Below are 20,490 nucleotides of genomic sequence, written 5' to 3'. Positions count from 1 at the left end.
ACCGTGGGTCCGTTTCATATGGGAGACGATACGGACCCGGGGTCCGCTTTGCAACCGGAGGAACCGCATGACCGAACGCAAGCCACGCGCGGACGCCACGCGCAACCGGGAGGCCGTTCTCGCCGCCGCCGACACACTCTTCGCCCAGTGCGAGAGCCCTCAGTCGGTCACCATGGCCGACATCGCGGCGGCGGCCGGCGTCGGCAAGGCAACGCTCTTCCGGGGGTTCGGCGACCGCACCGGTCTGATCCAGGCGCTGTACGAGACGCGGCTCGCGCCGATCCGGCTCGCCGCCGAGGAGGGGGCGCCACCTCTGGGGCCCACCACCCCGCCCCTCCAGCGGGTACCCGCCCTCCTCGACGCCCTTCTGTGCTTCAAGCTCGACAACCGCCACCTCGCCCTCGCGCTGGAAGGAACCGGCGGCGACAGCCCTTATGCGGCAGAGCACTACGAGCTGTGGCACGGCACCCTCCGGACCGCGCTGGAACGGATTCCCGGATTCGCCGACAGCGACTTCACCGCCCACGCGCTGCTCGCCGCCACCCGCGCCGACCTCGTGGAACACCTCGTCGGCCAACAGCGGACGTCTCGCGAGCAGTTGCGGGCCCACCTCGCGGCCTTCGCCGCCAGGGTCCTGAGATCACGGGCAACGGACGGCTGATCCGGTGTTCCGTGCGGGGCGCGGCCTCGGCCGTGGTCGTCGGCCCTGATGAGCCGTCACCCTCCGGTCGCCCGGCGGGTGACCCGCATCAGGTACTCCCTGCGGTGGAGCGGATCGTGGTCCGACCGCGGCCGGTCGGGGACCGCACCGCGGACCGGTTGGTAGTGGTCGAAGGCGCACTCGAGTACGCCTTCGCCGCGCGTCAGCGACGGCAGCTGCCGCTCCAGTGCGTGCACCGAGGCGGCCGGGATCTCGCCCTCCACCACGTACGACGAGCCCCGTACCGCCGAGGTCTGCGGTACGGCCCGCAGCCGTGCGAGCACGGGCAGCACCAGCCCGAACATGTCCGCGGGGATGTCCAGGCCGAACCGGTGCATCGGCTCGTACACCCGGCTCACCGCCTGCTGCAGCGCGCTCATCAGCACCAGAGGCGTCAGGTTGCGGAAGTCCCCGGCGGTGCTCGACATGCTCTTGTCGAAGACGGCATGAGCGTGACTCTGCCGTGCCGCATAGCCGGAATGCGTCATGGTGACCGTGCAGTCGGTGACCTGCCAGCCGTGAATCCCCTGCTCCAGCGTCGTCCTGACGGTCTCCTCGACCGCCTTGAAGAACGAGTACGGCATCGAGCCGAGTTCGACCTCCAGCCGGAACCCGACACCACTGCCGACCGGCGCCGGGTCGATGCGCAGTCCCACCGTCGCGAGGAACGGATTGGGATCGACGTGGATGAACTCGGCGGCCGCGCCGGTGCCGACCGGCCGTTCGATGTGAATCGTCGTCGTCTCGCGGAACGCGACGTCGACGCCGAAGTCGTTCGCCAAAGTGGCCTGGATGACCTCTTTCTGCACTTCGCCGTAGAGCGAGACGGAGGTCTCCTGGCGGAGATCGTCCTGGCGCAGGTTGATCAACGGGTCCTGCTCCGCGAGCTGTGTCAGGGCGACGTGCAGTGCTCCCTTGTCGGCGGGGCGAAGCGGCGCGACGATCGTCTCCAGGGTCGGCGGGGCGAAGTGGTGACTGTCCGGTCGCGTCGCGCGCGGAACGCCGATGGCGTCACCGATACGGACCTCGCCGATTCCCCACAGCTTGCCGATCTGACCCGCGGTGAGGGCGTCACCCGGGACGTCCGAGCCGCGCTCGTAGACGCTGAGCGCGGTGACCTTCCCCTCCTCGTCCCCACGGAACGGCAGGCGGTCCCGCACCCGCACGGTCCCCGAGAACATCCGGACGTATGCGATCTTCTCCCCGGCAGAACCCCGTTCGACCTTGAAGACGGTGCCCGAGACCGGACCGTCGGCATCGTCCTCGGCGGTGGGCAGCAGTTCGGTGATCCCGGAGATCAGCGCATCGACCCCCGCACCGGTGATCGCCGAGCCGAAGAACACCGGATGCACCAGCGCCCGCTTCGTCTGCGCCGCGAGTTCGCCTCGCAGCCGGGGACAGGAGAGCGCGGCCTCGTCGTCGACATACGCTGCCAGCAGCGCTTCGTCGCGACCGGTGAGGAGATCCACGAGCCCGGACCTGAAATCGGCGTCGGCGGCGTTGTAGGGCCGGGACGTTGCGCCGCGCGTGCCGAGCGCGGTGGCCGGGCCCATCGAGATGCTCGCCGGAGCCAGCTTCTCGGCGATGCTGCGGAGCACGTCGTCGTACTGGGCCCCACTGCGGTCGATCTTGTTGACGAAGATCAGCGTGGGAATCCCCAGCCGCTGCAGCGTGCGCATCAGCACACGGGTCTGCGCCTGCACGCCCTCCACGGCGGAGATGACCAGCACAGCTCCGTCGAGCACGTTCAGCACCCGCTCCACCTCGGCGATGAAATCCGGGTGGCCGGGGGTGTCGATCAGATTGACGGTGACGTCGTCGACGACGAACGAGGCGACGGCGGACTTGATGGTGATGCCGCGTTGCCGTTCCAGCGACATCGAATCGGTCTGCGTACTGCCGTCATCGACACTGCCGATCGTGTCGATGACCCCTGCGGCGTGGAGCAGCCGCTCGGTCAGGCTTGTCTTTCCGGCGTCAACATGCGCCAGGATTCCCAGGTTCAGCGTATGCACTCGGTGTCATGTCCTTGAGATAGATGGCAATTCCCTCCTGGATGGACATGAACGTTCCGCACATAATCGGGACTCCTGGATCGATCGGGCTGTCAAAGGGAAGTGCAGCAGACGGCCGCCCCGGGAGGCAACCGCTTTATGGCCCCGGGGTTCGAAGCACCGTAACGCCGACTGCCCACCGGCGAGGCCGGCGGGCAGTCGGAGAAATGCGGGCGGCATCGGCCGCTCAAGGTCAGGCGAAGTGGGCGTCCCGCACCGGGACGGCCTTGGGGTTCGGGCCGAAGGCGTTCGTCTGCTGCTCGCTGTCGGCGCTCAGCATGACCAGCAGACAGATGTCGCCAATGAGCGGGACGGCTCCGAGGAGCACCCACCACCCTCTGCGCCCGCTGTCGTGCAGCCGGCGGACGGTGACTCCCAAGGCCGGAAGGAATGTCGGAACGATGTACACCAGTACGAGCCACGGCGATCCGATCGCCCAGTCCAGGATCATCAGGGCGGCGATGATGATGCTGTGGAACAGGGTGAACATCCAGTATTCCCGGCACCGTGCGCGCCCGCCGAATACCGCATATTTCTTGAGTACGTCGAGGTAGTAGTGCATTTCGTCCCCCCATAGGACTGATAGGCCCGTCCTAGTGGATCAAGCCAGACGGGAGAACCTTATGGGGGTGATGTGCACTGGTCAAGGGGAAATGTCCCCCTGGTTGAGGACCGGCTGGTCCCGGTCGGCGGGCAGGCTTCTCGCGGATCTTATGAGGCCCCCTGGCCCCTGGGCGCCAGGGGAACCGGGAGGGTCAGGGGGCTCAAGAGACGCGTGGAAGGAAGCTGTTGCCCGCCGGCCGGGATTTCGGTCAGAGCCTCGGGTCGACCGGTTCTGACTCCAGGGCCAGGACCGCGAAGACCGCCTCGTGGACACGCCACAGGGGTTCGCCCGCCGACAGCCGGTCCAGGGCTTCCAGGCCGAGCGCGTACTCGCGCAGCGCGAGTGAGCGTTTGTGGCCCAGGAAGCGGGAGCGCAGCTTGGTGAGGTTGTCCGGACGGGTGTACTCGGGGCCGTAGATGATCCGCAGGTACTCGCGGCCCCGGCACTTGATGCCGGGCTGGACGAGGCGCCCGTTCCCGCCCCGGACCAGGGCCTGGAGCGGCTTGACGACCATGCCCTCGCCGCCGGCGCCGGTCAGTTCCAGCCACCACTCGGTACCCGCCGCGACCGACTGCTCGTCGGCGGTGTCGACGACGATCCGGCGGGTCGCCTGCAGCAGTCCCGTCGGGTCGTTGGAGACCAGGCGGTCGATCAGCGTGAGCTGCTCGTCGTGCGGGAGCGCGGCGAGGCTGCGGCCCTGGGCGGCCAGGATCTGGAAGGGCGCGAGACGCACCCCGTCCAGGCCCTCGGTCGGCCAGCAGTAGCGCCGGTACGCGTCGGTGAACGCGCTGGCGTCGGTGGCCCGGCCGCGCTGGCGCGCGAGCAGGTCCGACACCGCGGTGCCACGTGCGGAGGCTGCCTCCAGGGCGGCGATCGCGCCCGGGAACACCGCGCCCGACGCGGCGCCCACAGCGGCGTACTGCCGGCGCAGCAGACCGGACGCCTTCAGCGACCAGGGCATCAACTCGGCGTCGAGCAGCAGCCAGTCCGTCTCCAGTTCGTCCCACAGCCCGGCGGTGGTGACGGCTTCCCGCAGGCGGGCCATGATCTGCTCGGTGACCGCCGGGTCGTCGAAGAACGGGCGCCCGGTGCGGGTGTGCAGCGCGCCGCTCACCCCCGGCTCGGTGACACCGAAGCGTGCCCGTGCCACCTCCGCGTCACGGCAGACCAGCGCCACCGCGCGCGAGCCCATGTGCTTCTCCTCGCACACCACCTGGCGCACACCGTCCGCGCGGTAGGCCGCGAAGGCCTCGTGCGGGTGCTCCAGATAGCCCTCCTCCTGCGAGGTCGCGCAGGGCGACATCGTCGGCGGCAGGTAGGCGAGCAGCCGCGGGTCGACCGCGAACCGGCTCATGACCTCCAGCGCGGCGGCCGCGTTCTCCTCGCGGACCGCGACCCTGCCGTGCTGCGACGTCTCGACCGCGCGACGGCCCGCCACGTCGGCGAGGTCCAGCGGCCGGCCGTCGTGGCCGCCCGGTGTCTCGGTGACGAGCGGCTTCACCGGCTCGTACCAGACGCGCTCGGCCGGCACGTCGACGAGTTCGCGCTCGGGCCAGCGCAGCGCGGTCATCTTGCCGCCGAACACCGCGCCGGTGTCGAGGCAGATGGTGTTGTTGATCCACGACGTGTCGGGGACGGGCGTGTGCCCGTACACGACGGTGGCGCGGCCCCGGTAGTCCTCGGCCCACGGGTAGCGGACCGGCAGGCCGAACTCGTCGGTCTCGCCTGTGGTGTCGCCGTAGAGCGCGTGCGAGCGGACCCGGCCGGAGGTACGGCCGTGGTACTTCTCGGGCAGGCCGGCGTGGCAGACCACGAGCTTGCTCTCGTCGAGCACGTAGTGGCTGACGAGCGACTCGATGAACTCCAGCGCGCGGGCGGCGAACTCCGGCTCCTCGCCGGAGATCTTGTCCAACTGCTCGATGGTCTCGGCGAGCCCGTGGGTGTGCTGCACGTTGCGGCCCTTGAGGTAGCGGCCCAGCTTGTTCTCGTGGTTGCCCGGCACACACAGCGCCGAACCGGCGGCGACCATGCCCATGACGAGGCGCAGCACGCCGGGGCTGTCGGGACCGCGGTCGACGAGGTCCCCGACGAAAACGGCGGTGCGCCCGAGCGGGTGCACGGCGCCCACCGGCCGGCCCGCCGCGTCCCGTTCCAGGGCGTAGCCGAGCTTGTTGAGCAGCGTCTCCAGCTCGGAACGGCAGCCGTGGATGTCGCCGATGATGTCGAACGGCCCGCTCAGGTGCCGCAGGTCGTTGTAGCGGCGCTCCAGGACGATCTCGGCGTCGTCGATCTCCTCGGTACCGCGCAGGATGTGCACCTTGCGGAATCCCTCACGCTCCAGTCCGCGCAGGGAGCGGCGCAGTTCGCGCTGGTGGCGCTGGACGACGTGCTTGGGCATGCCGGCCCGGTCGGGGCGCGCGGCGTTGCGCTCGGCGCAGATCTGCTCGGGCACGTCGAGGACGATGGCGATCGGCAGCACGTCGTACTGGCGGGCGAGGCCGATGAGCTGCTTGCGGCTCTCGCTCTGGACGCTGGTCGCGTCGATGACGGTCAGGCGTCCTGCGGCGAGCCGCTTGCCCGCGATGTAGTGCAGCACCTCGAAGGCGTCACGGCTGGAACCCTGGTCGTTCTCGTCGTCGCTGACCAGGCCGCGGCAGAAGTCGGAGGACAGGATCTCGGTGGGCTTGAAGTGACGGGCGGCGAACGTCGACTTGCCGGAGCCGGTGGCTCCGATGAGGACCACGAGGGACAGGTCGGTCACGGGAAGTGTGCGCTTGCTGGTCATGCGGCCGACTCCTCCTTCGGGGTCTGAGCGGTCGGTGAGGTCTGGTCGGATTTCCGGGTGAAGGCCGCCAGCTGAGTCGGCGGGCCGACCTCGGGGTCGTCCGGTCCTACCGGGACGTACGCCACGTCGTAGCCGTGCCGCTGCGCGACGCGGTCCGCCCAGTCGCGGAACTCCGCGCGGGTCCACTCGAACCGGTGGTCCGCGTGCCGGACGTGTCCCGCGGGCAGCGTCTCCCACCGCACGTTGTACTCGGAGTTCGGTGTCGTGACGATGACGGTCCCGGGCCGGGCGGCGCCGAAGACGGCGTACTCCAGGGCCGGCAGCCGCGGCAGGTCCAGGTGTTCGATGACCTCGCTGAGCACGGCGGCGTCATAGCCCTTGAGCCGGGTGTCGGTGTACGTCAGCGAGCCCTGCAGGAGCTTGACGCGGGCGGCCCGGTGTTCTCCCATCTGCTCCAGAAGCAGCCGGCGGGACGCCGTGTGCAGCGCCCGCACCGATACGTCGACACCGACGATCTCGGAGAAGCGGACGTCCTTCAGCAGTTCGCCGACCAGCTGACCCTGCCCGCAGCCGAGGTCCAGCACCCGGGCCGCGCCCGCGGAGCGCAGCGCTTCGAGGATCGCGTCGCGCCGCTGAGCTGCCAGCGGCGCCGGCTTCTCCTCGGTGTCGGTGCTCTCGTCGACCGCGTTGTCGATCTCCTCGACCTCGATGTCGTCGGCGTCCGCGAGCCGGGCCAGCTCCAGACGCTCCATGGCCTGGCGCGTCAGGGCCCGGCGGCGGGACAGATAGCGGCTGGCGATCAGCTGCTGCTCGGGGTGGTTCTCCAGCCAGCCCTCACCGAAGCGCAGCAGTTTGTCGACCTCGTCGGACGAGATCCAGTAGTGCTTGGAGTCGTCCAGGACCGGCAGCAGGACATACAGGTGCCGCAGCGCGACCGACAGCCGCAGCTCACCCTCCAGCGTCAGCCGTACGTACCGCGAGTCGCCCCACTCGGGGAACTGCGGGTCCAGCGCGATGGGTTCGGCTCCGACGGTCCAGCCCAGCGGCTCGAACAGCGCCCGCACCAGGTCGGCGCCACCGCGGGCGGGCAGCACCGGTACCTCGATGCGCAGCGGCAGCGGGGCCGCGGCGCGTTCGGGGTGCGTGCGGCACTCTCCGCGCAGGGCGCTGGAGAACACCGTGCGCAACGCGACGGCCAGCAGTGACGAGGCCGCGTACGGCCGGTCGTTCACATACTGCGCGAGCGCCGCGTCGGGCGCCCCGCCCCGGTCCTTGCCCGTGCCCTTGGCACGCCGCACCAGCGCCACCGGATCCACCTCCAGCAGGAGCGCTGCCGTGCAGATCTGTGCGGACGCCTCGGGGTAGAAGACGTGCGCGTCGCCGTAGGAGGTCGAGAAGGCCTGGGCCTTCTCCGGGTGCTTGTGCAGCAGGAAGCCGAGGTCCGTTGCGGGACGCTCGTCGTTGCCGGTGAGAGATATCGTCAGGAACACATGCACGAGTATTAATGGCTTCACCCGCTGCCACCAGGCATTTTTGGTGACAGAACAGGCTCGGCGCCCCCTGCGGAGCGACGGCCCGGTGGTCAGACGCTCCGGGCGATGCGCTCGAGCAGCGGGATGGCGGCGGCCAGTTGTGCCCGCTCGGCAGGGGTCAGTTCCTCGGAGATGGCCCGGGTCAGCCGGCGGGCGCGTTCCTTGTGGGCCCCCAACAGGCCTTCCCGTCCCGCATCGGTGAGCGAGAGCACGATCCGGCGGCCGTCGTCCGGGTCCGGAGCCCGGGCCACCAGCCCACGCTCCTGCAGCCCGGAGATGATCGTGGACATCGACTGCGGGCGGATGCCCTCACCCGCGGCGAGCTCGGCCGCGGCGGCGGGGCCTTCGCGGCCGAGCCGCACCAGTACCGAGGTCTGCGACAGGGTCAGTTCGCCGTCCGGCTTCACCTGCCGCAGTCTGCGAACCATCGGCCCCAGACAGGCGCGCAGGTCGGCCGCGATGCGTGCCGCGTCACTCTGGATCATCACAGTCATCAGTATAAACTTATCAGTTCTCCCTTATGATATAGGTGTCTCATGAGTGATTCCCTGACTGCCGAAACCATCCGGATCTCCGGGCACGGCGGCGACGAGATGGAGGCGTACCTGGCCCGGCCCCACGGCCAGGAGCAGCGTGGTGGTGTGGTCGTCATCCACCACATGCCCGGCTACGACCGAGGCACCAAGGAGATCGTCCGCCGCTTCGCCGAGCTCGGCTACGACGCGATCTGCCCCAACCTCTACTTCCGCGAGGCACCGGGCGCCGCTCCCGATGACGCGGCGGCGGTGGGCAGGGCGAACGGCGGAGTCCCGGACGCGCGGCTGATCGGCGACGTCGCCGCCGCGGCGGCCCACCTGCGGGCGCTGCCCACCAGCAACGGCAAGGTCGGCGTGATCGGCTACTGCTCGGGCGGCCGGCAGAGTGTGCTGGCAGCCTGCAACCTGGACCTGGACGCCGCGGTGGACTGCTACGGCGCGTTCGTCACCGGCACCGTGCCGGCGGAGTTCCCGCTGCGGATCACCAACCTGGTCGACCAGCTGCCCCGGCTCCGCGCTCCGCTGCTCGGGCTGTTCGGCGCCGAGGACAAGTACCCCACCCCCGAGCAGGTGGCCGAACTGGGGCAGATCCTGACCGCCAACGGCAAGGACTTCGAGTTCCACAGCTATGAGGGCGCGGGCCACGCCTTCTTCTCGACGGACCGCCCCGCCTACAACGTGGCGGCGGCCAACGACGGCTGGGAACGGATCACCGCCTTCTACGCCGACCACCTGGGGGCCTGAGCATGTGCACCTACACGACCGTCAAGGACTCCGTCGACGGCAGCGCCAAGGGGCCGAACGGCTCCTGGTTCCATGTCACCGATGTGACGGTGTACTTCGACCACCCCGTGCACGCCATGGCCGAGCACACCCTCAACATCGACTTCGCCGACCCCTCCAAGGGCCCCTCGGCGCGCGTCGCCCTCGAACTGACCGCGGATTCCGGCCGCCGGCTGATCGCCGCCATCCAGGAAGCCCTGGCGGCGGTCCCGGCCGAGCTGGCGGTCTGACGGCGGGTCGCTCAGCCTTCTCGTGGCCGCCGACGATTGACCAGGCGGGAGCCGTAGGGCGCTCGTCAGCCGTGTGTGGTGTCGATGACGCAGAAGCGGTTGCCCTCCGGGTCGGCGAGCACGATGAAATCCGCGTCGTCGGGATAGAAGTCCCAGTCGACGCGCTCGGCGCCGAGGGACACCAACCGCTCGACCTCGGCGGCCTGGTCGGCCGCGTCTCCGGCGTAGAGGTCGAGATGGATCCGCGGCTGGTCCTGGACCGGCGTCTCGCTGCGGCCGAGTGAGAGCTGTGCCCCGGTGCCTTCCGCCGGTACCAGGACCACCCAGTCGTCCTCGGCCTCTTCACGCGGCACGTATCCCAGGGCTTCCATCCAGAAGGCCGCCGCGCGCGGCACGTCCGAGACACCCAGCACGATGGAGCCGATTCTCAGCATGGGCCGATTCTGGCAGTCGCCGGCAGCCGGCGGCAGCACCGGCACAGCGACTGAGCCGCGCGGACGGGGAGCCCTCGTCGCGTCGGGCCCCGGCTCTCAGGCGTCCGCCGCGTAGCGCCAGAAGTCCCGCATCACGGCGGGCGGGGTCGGGCCGGACATCTCCAGTTGGCTGAGCAGGATGGTGACCGCTCCGGTGGGCGGGGTGATGTGCGCCGCCGTTCCGGTGCCGCCGACCCAGCCGTAGCGTCCCGGCACGTTCCACGGGTCGACGGCCGCGACGTCGACGGAGCCGCCGAAGCCCCAGCCCTGGCCCTCGAGGAACAGCCGGCCGGCATCGCGCTGCGACCGGGTGAGGTGGTCGGTGGTCATCTGCCGCACCGATGCGGAGGACAGCAACCGGCGGCCGTCGACGGTTCCGCCGGCGAGCAGCAGCCGGGCGAAGGCGTAGTAGTCGTCGACGGTCGAGACCAGTCCGCCGGCGCCGGACGGGAAGGCCGGCGGGCTGCTCCACTGTCCGTCGGGGGCGTCGACCAGCTCGAGTCCGCCTGCCGGATCGGTTCGGTAGTAGCTGGTGAACCGGTCGAGTTTGCCGGCCGGTACGTCGAATCCAGTGTCGGCCATGCCGAGCGGCTCGAAGAGCCGGTCGGCCAGGAACTCGGGCAACGGACGGCCCGCAACCCGGGCGATCAGCACACCCAGGATGTCGGAGCAGGTGTTGTACAGCCAGACCTCGCCCGGCTGGTGGAGCAGCGGAATGCCGGCGAGCGTCGCCATCCAGGCGTCCGGCGCTGCGGTGAGCTGCGGCTGTGGCGGTCCTTGCTTCAGCTCGCTGAACAGCAGACCGACCGCGGGCAGCGAGAAGTCGGACGGGAAGCCGTACCCGGCGCGGAAGGTGAGCAGATCGGCCACCGTGATCGCTCTGGCGGCCGGGACCACATCGTCGACCGGGCCGGCCGGGGTACGGACGACCATCGGCGACGCCAGTTCCGGCAGCCACTGCCCGACCGGGTCGTCCAGCGCGATCCGGCCGTCGTCGACGAGCATCATGAGCGCCGCGGCAATCACGGGTTTGGTGATCGAAGCGATGCGGAAGATCGAATCCCTCGCCATCGGAGAGACGCCGTCGACGTCGGCGGAACCGACGACCTGCACCTCCACCTGGTCGCCGCGGGCCACCAGACCCACCGCTCCCGGCGTCGGTCCGTCGCTGACATGCGTTTTCAGGATGGTGTGCAGGTTCGTCATCGGTCCACCTTCTCGAGTGTGCGGTCGGAATTAGGACTCCCGGCGCGGCACGGAGTCATCGGTCCCGAGCCGTCCGATTCGATCCGGCCCGGCGCGACCCCGGTCCAGCCGCCCGCCCAAGCCCCCGTCACGACAGCGGCTTGTCCAGCACCGCCTTGCTGTGGCTGAAGGTGTCGATCGAGTACTCGCCGTGATACCGGCCCATCCCGCTCTCGCCGACGCCGCCGAAGGGGAGTTCCGGGGCGGTGAGGTGAGCCACCGGGATGCCGAAGGTGAGCGCGCCGGAGGAGGTCTCGGTCAGCAGGCGCTGCTTGGTGTCGTCGGACGCGGTGAACGCGTACAGGGCGAGCGGCTTGTCGCGCTCGTTGATGAACGCGATCGCGGCGTCGAGGTCCGGCACGGACACGATGGGCAGGACCGGGCCGAAGATCTCCTCCTTCATGACGGGGGAGTCGGGGGCGACATCGGCGAGCACGGTGGGTGCCAGGTAACGCGTCGCGCGGTCGTGCGTGCCGCCGGTCACGGTGCGTCCGCTGTCGAGGAGGCCGGTGAGCCGGTCGAAGTGCCGCTCGTTGACGATGCGCCCGTATTCGGCGGAAGCGGCGGGGTCGGCGCCGTACAGATCGTGCACGGCCGAGGCGAGGTGCGGCTCGACGGCCTTGGCCGTGTCGCCGATGGCCAGCACGTAGTCGGGGGCGACGCAGGTCTGGCCGGCGTTGAGGAACTTCCCGAACGCGATCCGCTGCGCCGCCGCGGCCAGATCGGCGTCCTGGTCGAGGACCACGGGGCTCTTGCCGCCGAGCTCCAGCGTGACCGGCGTCAGGTGCTTGGCGGCGGCGGTCATGACGATCCGGCCGACGGCACCGTTGCCGGTGTAGAAGATGTGGTCGAAATGCTTCTCCAGCAGCGCGGTGGTCTCCGGGATCGCGCCTTCGACGACCGCCACGGCCTCGGTGTCGAGGTAGCGGGGGAGGAGCCGGGCCATCGCGGCGGAGGTCGCGGGCGCCAGCTCGCTGGGCTTGACGACGACGCAATTGCCGGCCGCCAGCGCTCCGACCACCGGCGTCAGGGCGAGCTGGAGGGGATAGTTCCACGGCGCGATGACCAGGACCACGCCGAGCGGGTCACGGACGACGTACGCCTGCGCCGGCAGGAGCTTGTCGGGAAGCGCGGCGGGGCGCGGGGCCAGCCAGGTGTCGAGGTGTTCGAGGGTGTGGTCGATCTCGTTGATCGTGAAGCCCACCTCCGTCCGGTAGCCCTCCTTGAGGCCCTTTCCCAGGTCCGATCGCAGAGCAGCGGTGATCTCGTCGCTGTTGTCCACGAGGAGGGTGCGCAGGGCTTCGAGCTGGGCGCGGCGCCAGGCCGTCGGCTTGGTGCGGCCGGTGGCGAAGGCGGAGCGCAGGCGGTCGACGACGCCGGCGGCGTCCAGGTCCGGGGTTTCGTCATGGTGTGTCATGAGACCCAACGGTACACAAAACGAAAAGCTTTCGTTTCGTATACCCTGATGACGTGACCGAGCACACCGAGAACGATTCCCCGGTACGGGGCAGGCGCCGTGACATCGGCCGTGACCGCGTCCTGCTCGAAGCCACCCTCGAGGTCCTGTACGAGAAGGGTTACGGCGGGCTGACGACGGCCGAGGTCGCCAAACGGGCCGGCGTGTCCACGGCGACGCTCTACCGCCGGTGGAGCTCGAAGCAGGACCTGGTCATCGGCACGGCCACCCAGTGGGCCCGTGACCTCGGACCGGGCGAGGACACCGGCACCCTCGACGGGGACCTCACCGCGCTCCTGCGGGACAAGGCGAGAACCCTGGACGGACCGGGAGGCCGGCTGCTGCACGTCCTGATCGGTGAGGCAGCCCACAACCCGGCGCTGGCCCAGGTCCTCGACGACGCCGTCGTCCAGCCCGTCCGGGACCGGGCCGCCGTGCTGGTGGCGCGCGCGGTCGGGCGGGGCGACATCCCGCCCCTGGAGGACACGCACGTGCTGGCCGACCTGGTGGTGGGAGCGATGGTCAGCCGGGTGTTCCTGACGCCCGGCCCGTCCTCGCCGTCACCCACGGGCGAGGCGATGGCCCGCGAACTGCGCCCGTTCCTGCTGCGAGCCCTCGGGGCCCGCCCCGCCTGACCGCCGGGTCCGCCGACCGTCCGCTCCCGCCTTCAGACATCGTCGAGCAGTGTGAGAACCCGTTGGAGACCGTCCTCGCCCACCGGCACCTGCAGGACGAGCAGCAGGTCGGGATCCTCGACCGGGCGCACCTGGGAGATCTCCAGGTCCAGCCGCCCGATCCGGGGGTGATCGATCGCCGTTGTGGCCGGGCGGAAATAGCGGACCGGGTACTCCGCCCACCACGCCCGGAACTCCGGGCTGGCCTCGGTCAGCTCGGCCACCATGACGGCGCATCGCGGATCGTCCGGCAGCTCCCCGACGGCGGCCCGGAACTGGCTGAGCACCGCACGCGCGGCCGTGCTCGGCGCCGGAGGTCCGCCCGACCAGGCGGAGATCGCGGCGATCCGGGCCCGTCACGACATCCAGACACTCACCCCGCTCACCACCACGCCACCCACGCGCTGGGCGAGTCGAAGGCCGCCCCCAAGATCCCTGGGGGCGGCCTTCCTTCGGGGTTCTCTACCGCGCGGTGTTCGTGCGGGCCTTGCGGCGGTGGATCAGCAGCGCGAGGCCGGCGCCGCCGGCCGCGAGTACTCCGGCGGTGATGCCGAAGGGAAGGACGGCCGAGGAGGAACCGGTGTCGGCGAGCGTCTGCGGAGCCATGTTGCTGGCCGGACCCGTGGACGCTGACGGCGCGGGCACCGGCACCGGGTTCTTGGGGATGTCCTTGACGGACTTCACCGAGCCGTCCGTGTTGAGCAGCACCTGCTTGCCGTTGGGGTGCTGGAAGTCGAAGGCCGACGCGAGCGATCCGGCACGGGTGTCGAAGGAGGCGTCACCGATGCGGTCGGTGTGCCAGTTGTCCTCGATGAACCGGGTGATCGAGGCCTGCTCGGTGCGGGTGTGGTCAACGGAGTTGACCTTGCTGTAGGGGGAGATGACCAGCAGCGGCTGACGCGTGCCGGGGCCGCAGCGGTCGGCGTAGCCACCGGCCGCGGCGGGGCCGGCCTGGCAGGCGGGGCTGTCGACCGTCTTGCCGTTGGAGCCGATCGCGGTGTTCTTCGAGCCGTTCGCCGGCTTGGCGTAGGCATGGTCGTACCAGCCGTCGGAGTCGTCGTAGGCGACGACAACGGCGGTGTCCTTCCACTGCGGCGACTGCTGCACCTTGTTGATCTGCTCGACGAGGAAGTGCTGCTCATCGATCGGGTCGGAGTAGGCGGCGTGGCCGTCCTGGAATTCCGGCGCCTTGAGGAAGCTGACCGAGGGCAGGTTCCCCGCCTTCAGCGCGCTGTCGAAGTCGGTGAGGTCGTAGTTGTGGTTGGCCGGCCCGTTGTGGCCGATCTCGGCGACGCTCGCGGGCGCCAGGTGGTGCGGGTTCGACGTCGACCTGTAGTACTGGAACGGCGAGTGGTGCGGGCTGTAGTCGACGACCTGGGCGCCGCCCAGGTTGGCGTGGGTGGTGCCGGCGCACTTCGCGTAGTGGCCCTGCTGCCCGTCCCAGGCGGTACTGGGGCGGAATCCGCCCTGGAACCAGCCCCAGCTGACCTTCTGGGCGTTGAGCAGATCACCGATGTTGCGGCCCTGCAGAACCGCGAGGGCGTTCTTGCTGCTGTGGTCGGCGTCCGAGCAGTCGTCGAAGGCCGGGTCCGGGTCGTTGATCAACGTGCCGACGCCCTTGGCGTCGGGCGAGACGACGGCGTACGGGTCGGGCGTCGCCGTCTGCTTCGGGTGCTCGGTGCCGGAGGCCGGGTCGACGGAGATCACTCCGTGGGTCTGCGCGGAGATCAGATTGATGGCGCCGGGGGTCGACGGTCCGTAGGTCGTGCCGTAGGAGTTGTCGCCGAGCGAGTAGTGCTGGGCATAGTTCCACAGCGCAGTGACGGTGTTGCCGTCGTAGTAGTCCATGACCAGGCCGGGCTCGCCGAACAGGTTGCCGGAGCACTTGCCGGAGTCGGTGTTCTGGACGTACTCGTCGGCCTTGCCGCCGTTGGCCGCGTACTGCTCGGGGCCGTAGTTGTGGTTCTGGTCGCAGGTCATGGCCTGCTCCGGGCCGAGGCGCTTGGGCAGGTACTGGTTCGGGTTCTTCTTCAGCAGGCCGGCGGTGCGCAGGGTGTCGATGTTCTTCGGGGTGCGCTTGTCCGCGGTGAACGTCGTACCGTCGGTGTTCGCCGCCACCGGGTAGGTGCCGAAGTAGTGGTCGAACGAGACGTTCTCCTGGAAGATGACCACCAGATGCTTGACCGGGGTGGCCGTCGCGCCGCCGGGGTGGTGGTCGGGGGAGTCCGCCCGGGCGGGGCCCGCCCCGCTGAGGAGGGTGAGTGCCGCGGCACCTGCGCATGCTCCCCAGCGCGCGGCCCGGCGTCCGGCACCCGTCGCTCTTCCTGCGTTGCCCATGTTCTGTCAGCCTCCGCTGTCGACCGGTCGCGATGTAGGTTACGGAACGCGATCCTTCGTTCGGCCCGCGACACCCTGACCGCCTATCAGTGTCGTGCGGATGAACAGCCGGTCAGGAACAACAGGCCAACGCTTGACTTGCCGTTGACCGTTCCGGGCGGGGCGTCACCGAAGTCTTCGACTGCTATGGGCGTATATGCGGGTTCTGGGTGAGCAGGGCCCGTCCCAGCCAGTCGGTGCGGTCCCGGACTCCGGGCAGGACGAAGAAGTAGCCGCCCCCGAACGGCTGGACGTAGTCCACCAACGGCTCGCCCGCGAGGCGCTTCTGCACGGTCTCGAACTGCCGGACCAGGTCCTGCTGGTAGCAGGAGAAGATCAGCCCCATGTCGAGGTTGCCGTTGCTGTCCATGCCCCGGTCGTAGTTGTAGCCGCGGCGCAGGATGCGCTGGCCCTCGGTCTGCGGGGTGCGGGGGTTGGCGAGGCGGATATGACTGTCGAGCGGGATCACATCGCCTTTGGGATCCTGCATGTACCTGGGCGCGTCGAACTCGGCGTCACCGTCCAGCGGCGCGCCGGTGTCGCGGCTGCGGCCGAACATCCGTTCCTGCTCGGTGATCGAGACCCGGTCCCAGAACTCGACGAGCATCCGGATCAGCCGCACCACCTGGTAGGTGCCGCCGGCGGTCCACCGCGGTTCGGCGCCCGCGCCCACCCAGAGCAGCCGGTCCGCCTCGGTCGCCTTCGCCGTGTCCGGGTTGGCGGTGCCGTCCTTGAACCCGAGGTGGTTGCGGGGCGTGCCGCTCGGGCGGGGCGGGCTGGTGAAGCCGTCCATCCGCCAGCGCACCTGCAGACCGCCGCGGGTGTGGCGGACGATGTCGCGCAGCGCGTGCAGCACGACGTCCGGGCTGGACGCGGACAGCTGCAGGCTCAGATCGCCGTGGCACCAGGCCGGGTCCAGATCGTCGTCGGGGAACGACGGCATCACGCCCAGCCGCGACGGCTTGAGGTCCGTCAGTTCGAAGCGGCCGTCGAACAGGGAGCTCCCCACCCCGGCCGTGACGGTCAGACCACCCGACGGGAGCTGCGGGCCGAGCACGCCGGAGTCGGACGGCGGTGCGGTGATCCCGACCGGGGGCGGGGTCCCGCCGGCGGCCAGGAACCGGGCCCGGTCGGTGAGCGTACGGAGGAGCTCCGTCAGCTCCCGGCGGCCCTCGGCGGTCACGTCGAACGAGACCATCGCCGTGGCGCGCTGCGGCGGCGTGAGGATTCCGCCCTGGTGCGCACCGTGAAAGTCACCGGGCGCGGTGGGCGTGTCCGTGGAGTCGGCGGCGGACGTGGCCGCGCTGGGCCCGGCGTCCGACACGGCGGCTCCCGACACCGCGGCTCCGGCCACCGCCGTACCGATACCGGCGGCCGCACCGCGCAGGAATCCGCGTCGTCGCACCTGGCTCATGTCGTTCTCCGCACATCGCACAGGGCCGCCACCGGGGCCAGCCGCTCCACCAGTTCACTCATGTCACTGTTGATCCGCTGCCGGTCCGCGCGGGGCAGCGTGCCCAGCGGAGCCCAGGTCCCGTCGTGGTCGAAGGAGTCGAGGGTGTGCTGGGTGCGGTCCAACCAGGCGTCCAGTCGCGGCAGTTCAGGGAACCGGGTCGCCAGCAGCGGGCGCAGCCGGCCGAGCAGCTCACGTGTCCCGTCGAGATTGGCGCGGGCGGTGGCGAGGTTGCTGCCGCTGCCGTAGTCGGTGCGTCCGGTCAGTTCCCGCTGCACGGTGTTCTCCAGGATCTCGTGCGCGCGCAGCCCCAGATCCCCCGGATCCATCCGCTCCTGCGGCCACCCGTCCCGCAGCGCCCGCACCGCCTCGGCGAGATCGTCAGCGGGCCCGCGCAGCGACGCCGCGGACTCCCCGTGCCACAGCCCGTACTCGACGCGGTGGAACCCCGCGAAGCCGGGGTCGGCAAGGCCGCCGGGCAGCCCTGCCGTCGTTCCGTTGATCGCGGAGTCCGCGTCCCCGAACGTTCCGTACGCCGCGCCCATCCGCTCGTAGACCAGATGCGCGGGCAGCCACGCGCGCCGGGCCGTCGCCAGGTCGCCGGCGTCGACGGCGTCCTTCAGCGCAGCGGTCCGCTCCGCCAGCTCGACGGTTCCGGCCTGGATCCACTGCTGGTAGGCCAACGTCGGCGGGATGAGATCGTGCGCCGTCACGGGCACGGCGGCCGGTCCCCGCGCGGCCGACCCTCCGCTCACCCGTACCGTGGGACCGGTGACGGCGTCCGCGTCGTCGGGCAAGCACTTGAACGCGTACGTACCGTTCCCCAGCAGCACGCGCATCGGCCGGGTCGTGCCGGGCGCCAACCCCTCCACCTCGCCGTAGACCGCGCCGGTGGCCGGATCCAGGAGGTCGACCTCGGCGGCCCCGCTGGAGGTGTTGCGGAGATCGAACACCTGCGTCCCCGGTTGTGGGTGTACCCATCCCTGTCCGCAGCTGCTCCGCGACACCTCCACGGAGGTGTGCGGCAGACCATCGTCCGCGTGCGGCGGCGCGGGGTCGTCCGCCGTCTGCGGGCCGTCCGGCGACCCCGCCCACAGGGCGACCCCCGCGATCAGTGCCACGGAGGCGACCACGCCTCCCGCCAGCCACACCTGCCGGCGGCGTCGGTGCCACGGCGGCCGGCCAGGATCTCCGACCTGCCCCGCAGGATCGTCGGTGTCCTGGCCGGGGTCGGAGACGGGGCCGGGCACAGCGGGCCTCCAAGGATGTCGGCGGCGGGAAGGCGGCGTCGTTGCATGGTAGGGCGAAGCGCGGGAGTCGAAGGACGGGTTTACGCTGGTAGTGAGGTCCGCTCCGGAGGTGCGCTGTGCCCCGACGACATCATTTCCACCTGGATCATCTCGGCCATTCGATCACCGTCAACATCCGCTCCGGCGTGAGCCGTGACGTCGAGGTGTTGGTCGACGGCAAGGAAGTCGCCCACCAGCGTGTCCGCGCCGGGTCGAGTGTGCTGACGGCCGAACTGCCGGAAGACCCCGCCCAGCCGTTCCAGATCCGCATCCACCAGCCACGCTTCGGCTCCAGCGTGCCCCAGTGCGTCCTGAGCCTGGACGACGTCGACCGGACGATGCCGCCCCGCCTCGTGGCGTGAGCCTGCGTTCCTTCACCCTGCGCAGGCCGGCAACGAACGGCGCGCTGCACTCCGTGGTTCTGATCCACGAGGGTGATCCGTCGCAGGTGTCATGGTTGAAGTCCGGTCAACGGCCGGGTCCCGGGGCGTGATGGTGCGCCCTCGGGGCCCGGCCGCGCTGTTTGATCCAGCCCGTGATCCACCTCGTGATCCACCTCCGCGTCCGCCGCCGCGGCGCTCCTGGCGGCCGGTCCGCTGCTCACCGTCGAACACTTTTGCGTCGTGATCTTTTGGTGGGGGACATCACCATAATTCCCGTACAACCCGAGGATTTGTCGCTCCTTCGGCTTCATTCAGGAGATTTTCGCGTCTGAACCCGCATAGCGCCGGACGTTCTGCAAGATCCACTCCGTTCAACTTTCCACATCTTGCGAGGGAATGTCCGGTAAGGAGCCAACGGGTAAGACACTCCTTTCCACTCGCGGCCGCCGCCTGCGAACATCCCGGTCGGGAGATCACGAAATGTGACTACCCGTTGGGATTCCTGCCTTCTGGGGTCGATGTACCCGAAGGCGACAAGATGGGGGCCGTACATGTCTGAACTCACCCGCCGCAGCGTGCTGCGCGGCGCCGTCACCGGCGTTGCCGCCGCCGCGTTCACCGGGGTCGCGCTGGGCCTGCCGGTGGCGCTGGCCGCCCGGGGCACCGGGAACGACATCGACAACACCGCGGGGTCCGTCCCGCACACCGGACCTGAGGCGTTCGACGAGACCTACCGGGGCCGGCGCATACACGGCGCGCCGCAGGCCGCCGGCGGACACCACCACGGGGGGCCGGGCTACGCGGTGTTCGTGGACGGCAAGGAACTGCATGTGATGCAGAACGCCGACTCCTCCTGGATCAGCGTCGTGAACCACTACGAGACGTTCGCCACGCCGCGTGCTGCGGCCCGGGCCGCGGTGCTCGAACTGCAGGGCGCCGCGCTCGTCCCGGTCGCTGTCTGACCCGATCGTCGCCCGACCCGAACCGCCGCACCTTAATCCGACCCGTCGCGACGCGACCCGTCGGAACCCGAACCACCCGCAAAGGACGAAGACTCTTCATGGCAGTCCGTCAGAACCAAGCGAACCTCACCGCCGCACAGAAGCGTGCCTTCACCGACGCCGTACTGGAACTCAAGCGCAGTGGCCGGTACGACGATTTCGTCACCACGCACAACGCGTTCATCATGTCCGACGTCGACAACGGGGAGCGGGTCGGCCACCGATCGCCGTCCTTCCTGCCCTGGCACCGCAGATTCCTTCTCGAGTTCGAGCAGGCGCTGCAGTCCGTCGACTCCTCGGTCATGCTGCCGTACTGGGACTGGACCCGGGACCGTACGGCGTCCGCCTCCCTGTGGGGCGCGGACTTCCTCGGCGGCGACGGGCGCGCCAGCGACGCGCAGGTGACCACCGGCCCGTTCGCCTTCAACTCCGGACGGTGGGCGGTGAACGTCCGCGTCGACTCCCGCAACTATCTGCGCCGCCAGCTCGGCGGCGGAGGCCGCCCCCTGCCGACCCGGGCCGAGGTCGATTCCGTCCTCGCCATGCCCGTGTACGACATGGCGCCGTGGAACAGCCAGTCGAACGGCTTCCGCAACCACCTGGAGGGCTGGCGCGGAGTCAATCTGCACAACCGGGTCCATGTGTGGGTCGGCGGCCAGATGGGCACCGGCGTGTCGCCCAACGACCCGGTGTTCTGGCTGCACCACTGCTTCATAGACAAGCTGTGGGCGGACTGGCAGCGACTGCACCCGACCTCGCCGTACCTGCCGGCCGCGGGGACGCCGGACGTCGTCGACCTGCGCGACACCATGAAGCCGTGGAACGACATCACTCCGGCCGACCTGCTCGACCACACCTCCCGCTACACGTACGCGTGACCTGACCCGCCCGGCGGCGGAGGCGCGGACCAGGAGCG

General features: G+C 70.1%; 19 protein-coding genes. 7 read left to right on the top strand and 12 right to left on the bottom strand.

Annotated features, from left to right (window positions below; all coding sequences use genetic code 11):
• Positions 1-67: 67 nt before the first annotated feature.
• Entirely contained in the window at positions 68-661 is a 594-nt protein-coding gene (locus tag G3I60_RS19115) for a TetR/AcrR family transcriptional regulator (RefSeq protein WP_164294145.1), read from the top strand.
• Positions 662-717: 56 nt separating this feature from the next.
• On the opposite strand, the gene G3I60_RS19110 is transcribed toward G3I60_RS19115, so the two are convergent.
• From G3I60_RS19110 to G3I60_RS19090, 5 genes are all read right to left on the bottom strand, one after another.
• Complete coding sequence (locus tag G3I60_RS19110; RefSeq protein WP_164294144.1) at positions 718-2,715, bottom strand: translation factor GTPase family protein; 1,998 nt, start codon at positions 2,713-2,715, stop codon at positions 718-720.
• A 232-nt stretch (positions 2,716-2,947) separates the two neighbouring features.
• Positions 2,948-3,316, bottom strand: a complete 369-nt coding sequence (locus tag G3I60_RS19105) for a DUF805 domain-containing protein (RefSeq protein WP_138356674.1) — start codon at positions 3,314-3,316, stop codon at positions 2,948-2,950.
• A gap of 250 nt (positions 3,317-3,566) precedes the next feature.
• Positions 3,567-6,143 (bottom strand): polynucleotide kinase-phosphatase, encoded by a 2,577-nt coding sequence (locus G3I60_RS19100; RefSeq protein WP_164294143.1) that lies wholly within the window; start codon positions 6,141-6,143, stop codon positions 3,567-3,569.
• On the bottom strand, positions 6,140-7,633 hold the full coding sequence (locus tag G3I60_RS19095) for a 3' terminal RNA ribose 2'-O-methyltransferase Hen1 (RefSeq protein WP_164294142.1): 1,494 nt from the start codon (positions 7,631-7,633) through the stop codon (positions 6,140-6,142). The genes G3I60_RS19100 and G3I60_RS19095 overlap by 4 nt, the downstream gene beginning before the upstream one ends.
• Before the next feature lie 92 nt (positions 7,634-7,725).
• Positions 7,726-8,169 (bottom strand): MarR family winged helix-turn-helix transcriptional regulator, encoded by a 444-nt coding sequence (locus G3I60_RS19090; protein WP_138356671.1) that lies wholly within the window; start codon positions 8,167-8,169, stop codon positions 7,726-7,728.
• 42 nt (positions 8,170-8,211) lie between these two features.
• On the opposite strand from G3I60_RS19090, the gene G3I60_RS19085 reads away from it, so the two are divergent.
• Together G3I60_RS19085 and G3I60_RS19080 are read left to right on the top strand one after the other, a co-directional pair.
• Complete coding sequence (locus G3I60_RS19085) at positions 8,212-8,955, top strand: dienelactone hydrolase family protein (RefSeq protein ID WP_164294141.1); 744 nt, start codon at positions 8,212-8,214, stop codon at positions 8,953-8,955.
• 2 nt (positions 8,956-8,957) lie between these two features.
• Entirely contained in the window at positions 8,958-9,224 is a 267-nt protein-coding gene (locus G3I60_RS19080) for a DUF6295 family protein (RefSeq protein WP_164294140.1), read from the top strand.
• Between the two features lie 65 nt (positions 9,225-9,289).
• Here G3I60_RS19080 and G3I60_RS19075 read toward each other — a convergent pair whose 3' ends face one another.
• The 3 genes from G3I60_RS19075 to G3I60_RS19065 form a co-directional block, all read right to left on the bottom strand.
• Positions 9,290-9,658, bottom strand: coding sequence for a VOC family protein (locus G3I60_RS19075; RefSeq protein ID WP_164294139.1), 369 nt, complete (start codon positions 9,656-9,658; stop codon positions 9,290-9,292).
• A 96-nt stretch (positions 9,659-9,754) separates the two neighbouring features.
• A complete protein-coding gene (locus tag G3I60_RS19070) occupies positions 9,755-10,903 on the bottom strand; it encodes a serine hydrolase (protein WP_164294138.1) in 1,149 nt (382 codons plus the stop codon).
• A gap of 127 nt (positions 10,904-11,030) precedes the next feature.
• Positions 11,031-12,359, bottom strand: coding sequence for an aldehyde dehydrogenase family protein (locus G3I60_RS19065; protein ID WP_164294137.1), 1,329 nt, complete (start codon positions 12,357-12,359; stop codon positions 11,031-11,033).
• 53 nt (positions 12,360-12,412) lie between these two features.
• Between G3I60_RS19065 and G3I60_RS19060 the strand changes: the two genes are divergently transcribed.
• Positions 12,413-13,033, top strand: a complete 621-nt coding sequence (locus G3I60_RS19060; protein WP_343241957.1) for a TetR/AcrR family transcriptional regulator — start codon at positions 12,413-12,415, stop codon at positions 13,031-13,033.
• 32 nt (positions 13,034-13,065) lie between these two features.
• On the opposite strand, the gene G3I60_RS19055 is transcribed toward G3I60_RS19060, so the two are convergent.
• From G3I60_RS19055 to G3I60_RS19040, 4 genes are all read right to left on the bottom strand, one after another.
• Positions 13,066-13,410: a hypothetical protein gene (locus tag G3I60_RS19055; protein WP_343241043.1), complete on the bottom strand. Its 345-nt coding sequence runs from the start codon at positions 13,408-13,410 to the stop codon at positions 13,066-13,068.
• Between the two features lie 124 nt (positions 13,411-13,534).
• The gene (locus G3I60_RS19050; RefSeq protein WP_164294136.1) at positions 13,535-15,409 is read right to left on the bottom strand and encodes a phospholipase C; all 1,875 of its coding nucleotides are present in this window, start codon (positions 15,407-15,409) and stop codon (positions 13,535-13,537) included.
• 184 nt (positions 15,410-15,593) lie between these two features.
• Entirely contained in the window at positions 15,594-16,862 is a 1,269-nt protein-coding gene (gene efeB / locus G3I60_RS19045) for an iron uptake transporter deferrochelatase/peroxidase subunit (RefSeq protein WP_164294135.1), read from the bottom strand.
• Positions 16,859-18,052 (bottom strand): EfeM/EfeO family lipoprotein, encoded by a 1,194-nt coding sequence (locus G3I60_RS19040; RefSeq protein WP_343241958.1) that lies wholly within the window; start codon positions 18,050-18,052, stop codon positions 16,859-16,861. Before G3I60_RS19040 ends, efeB begins: the two co-directional genes overlap by 4 nt.
• Positions 18,053-18,267: 215 nt before the next feature.
• Here G3I60_RS19040 and G3I60_RS19035 point away from each other — a divergent pair, with 215 nt between their 5' ends.
• The 3 genes from G3I60_RS19035 to G3I60_RS19025 all read left to right on the top strand — a co-directional run bounded on the left by G3I60_RS19035 (position 18,268) and on the right by G3I60_RS19025 (position 20,452).
• Entirely contained in the window at positions 18,268-18,552 is a 285-nt protein-coding gene (locus tag G3I60_RS19035; RefSeq protein ID WP_138356662.1) for a hypothetical protein, read from the top strand.
• Positions 18,553-19,124: 572 nt separating this feature from the next.
• The gene (locus G3I60_RS19030) at positions 19,125-19,535 is read left to right on the top strand and encodes a tyrosinase cofactor (RefSeq protein ID WP_164294134.1); all 411 of its coding nucleotides are present in this window, start codon (positions 19,125-19,127) and stop codon (positions 19,533-19,535) included.
• A gap of 98 nt (positions 19,536-19,633) precedes the next feature.
• Positions 19,634-20,452 carry a tyrosinase family protein gene (locus G3I60_RS19025; RefSeq protein WP_138356660.1) on the top strand — a complete coding sequence of 273 codons (819 nt, stop codon included), beginning with the start codon at positions 19,634-19,636 and terminating at the stop codon, positions 20,450-20,452.
• Positions 20,453-20,490 lie beyond the last annotated feature (38 nt).

Origin of the sequence: Streptomyces sp. SID13666, from assembly GCF_010548325.1 — a bacterium.
GTDB lineage: Bacteria > Actinomycetota > Actinomycetes > Streptomycetales > Streptomycetaceae > Actinacidiphila > Actinacidiphila fildesensis.
This window is presented reverse-complemented; position numbering and strand designations above follow the sequence as displayed.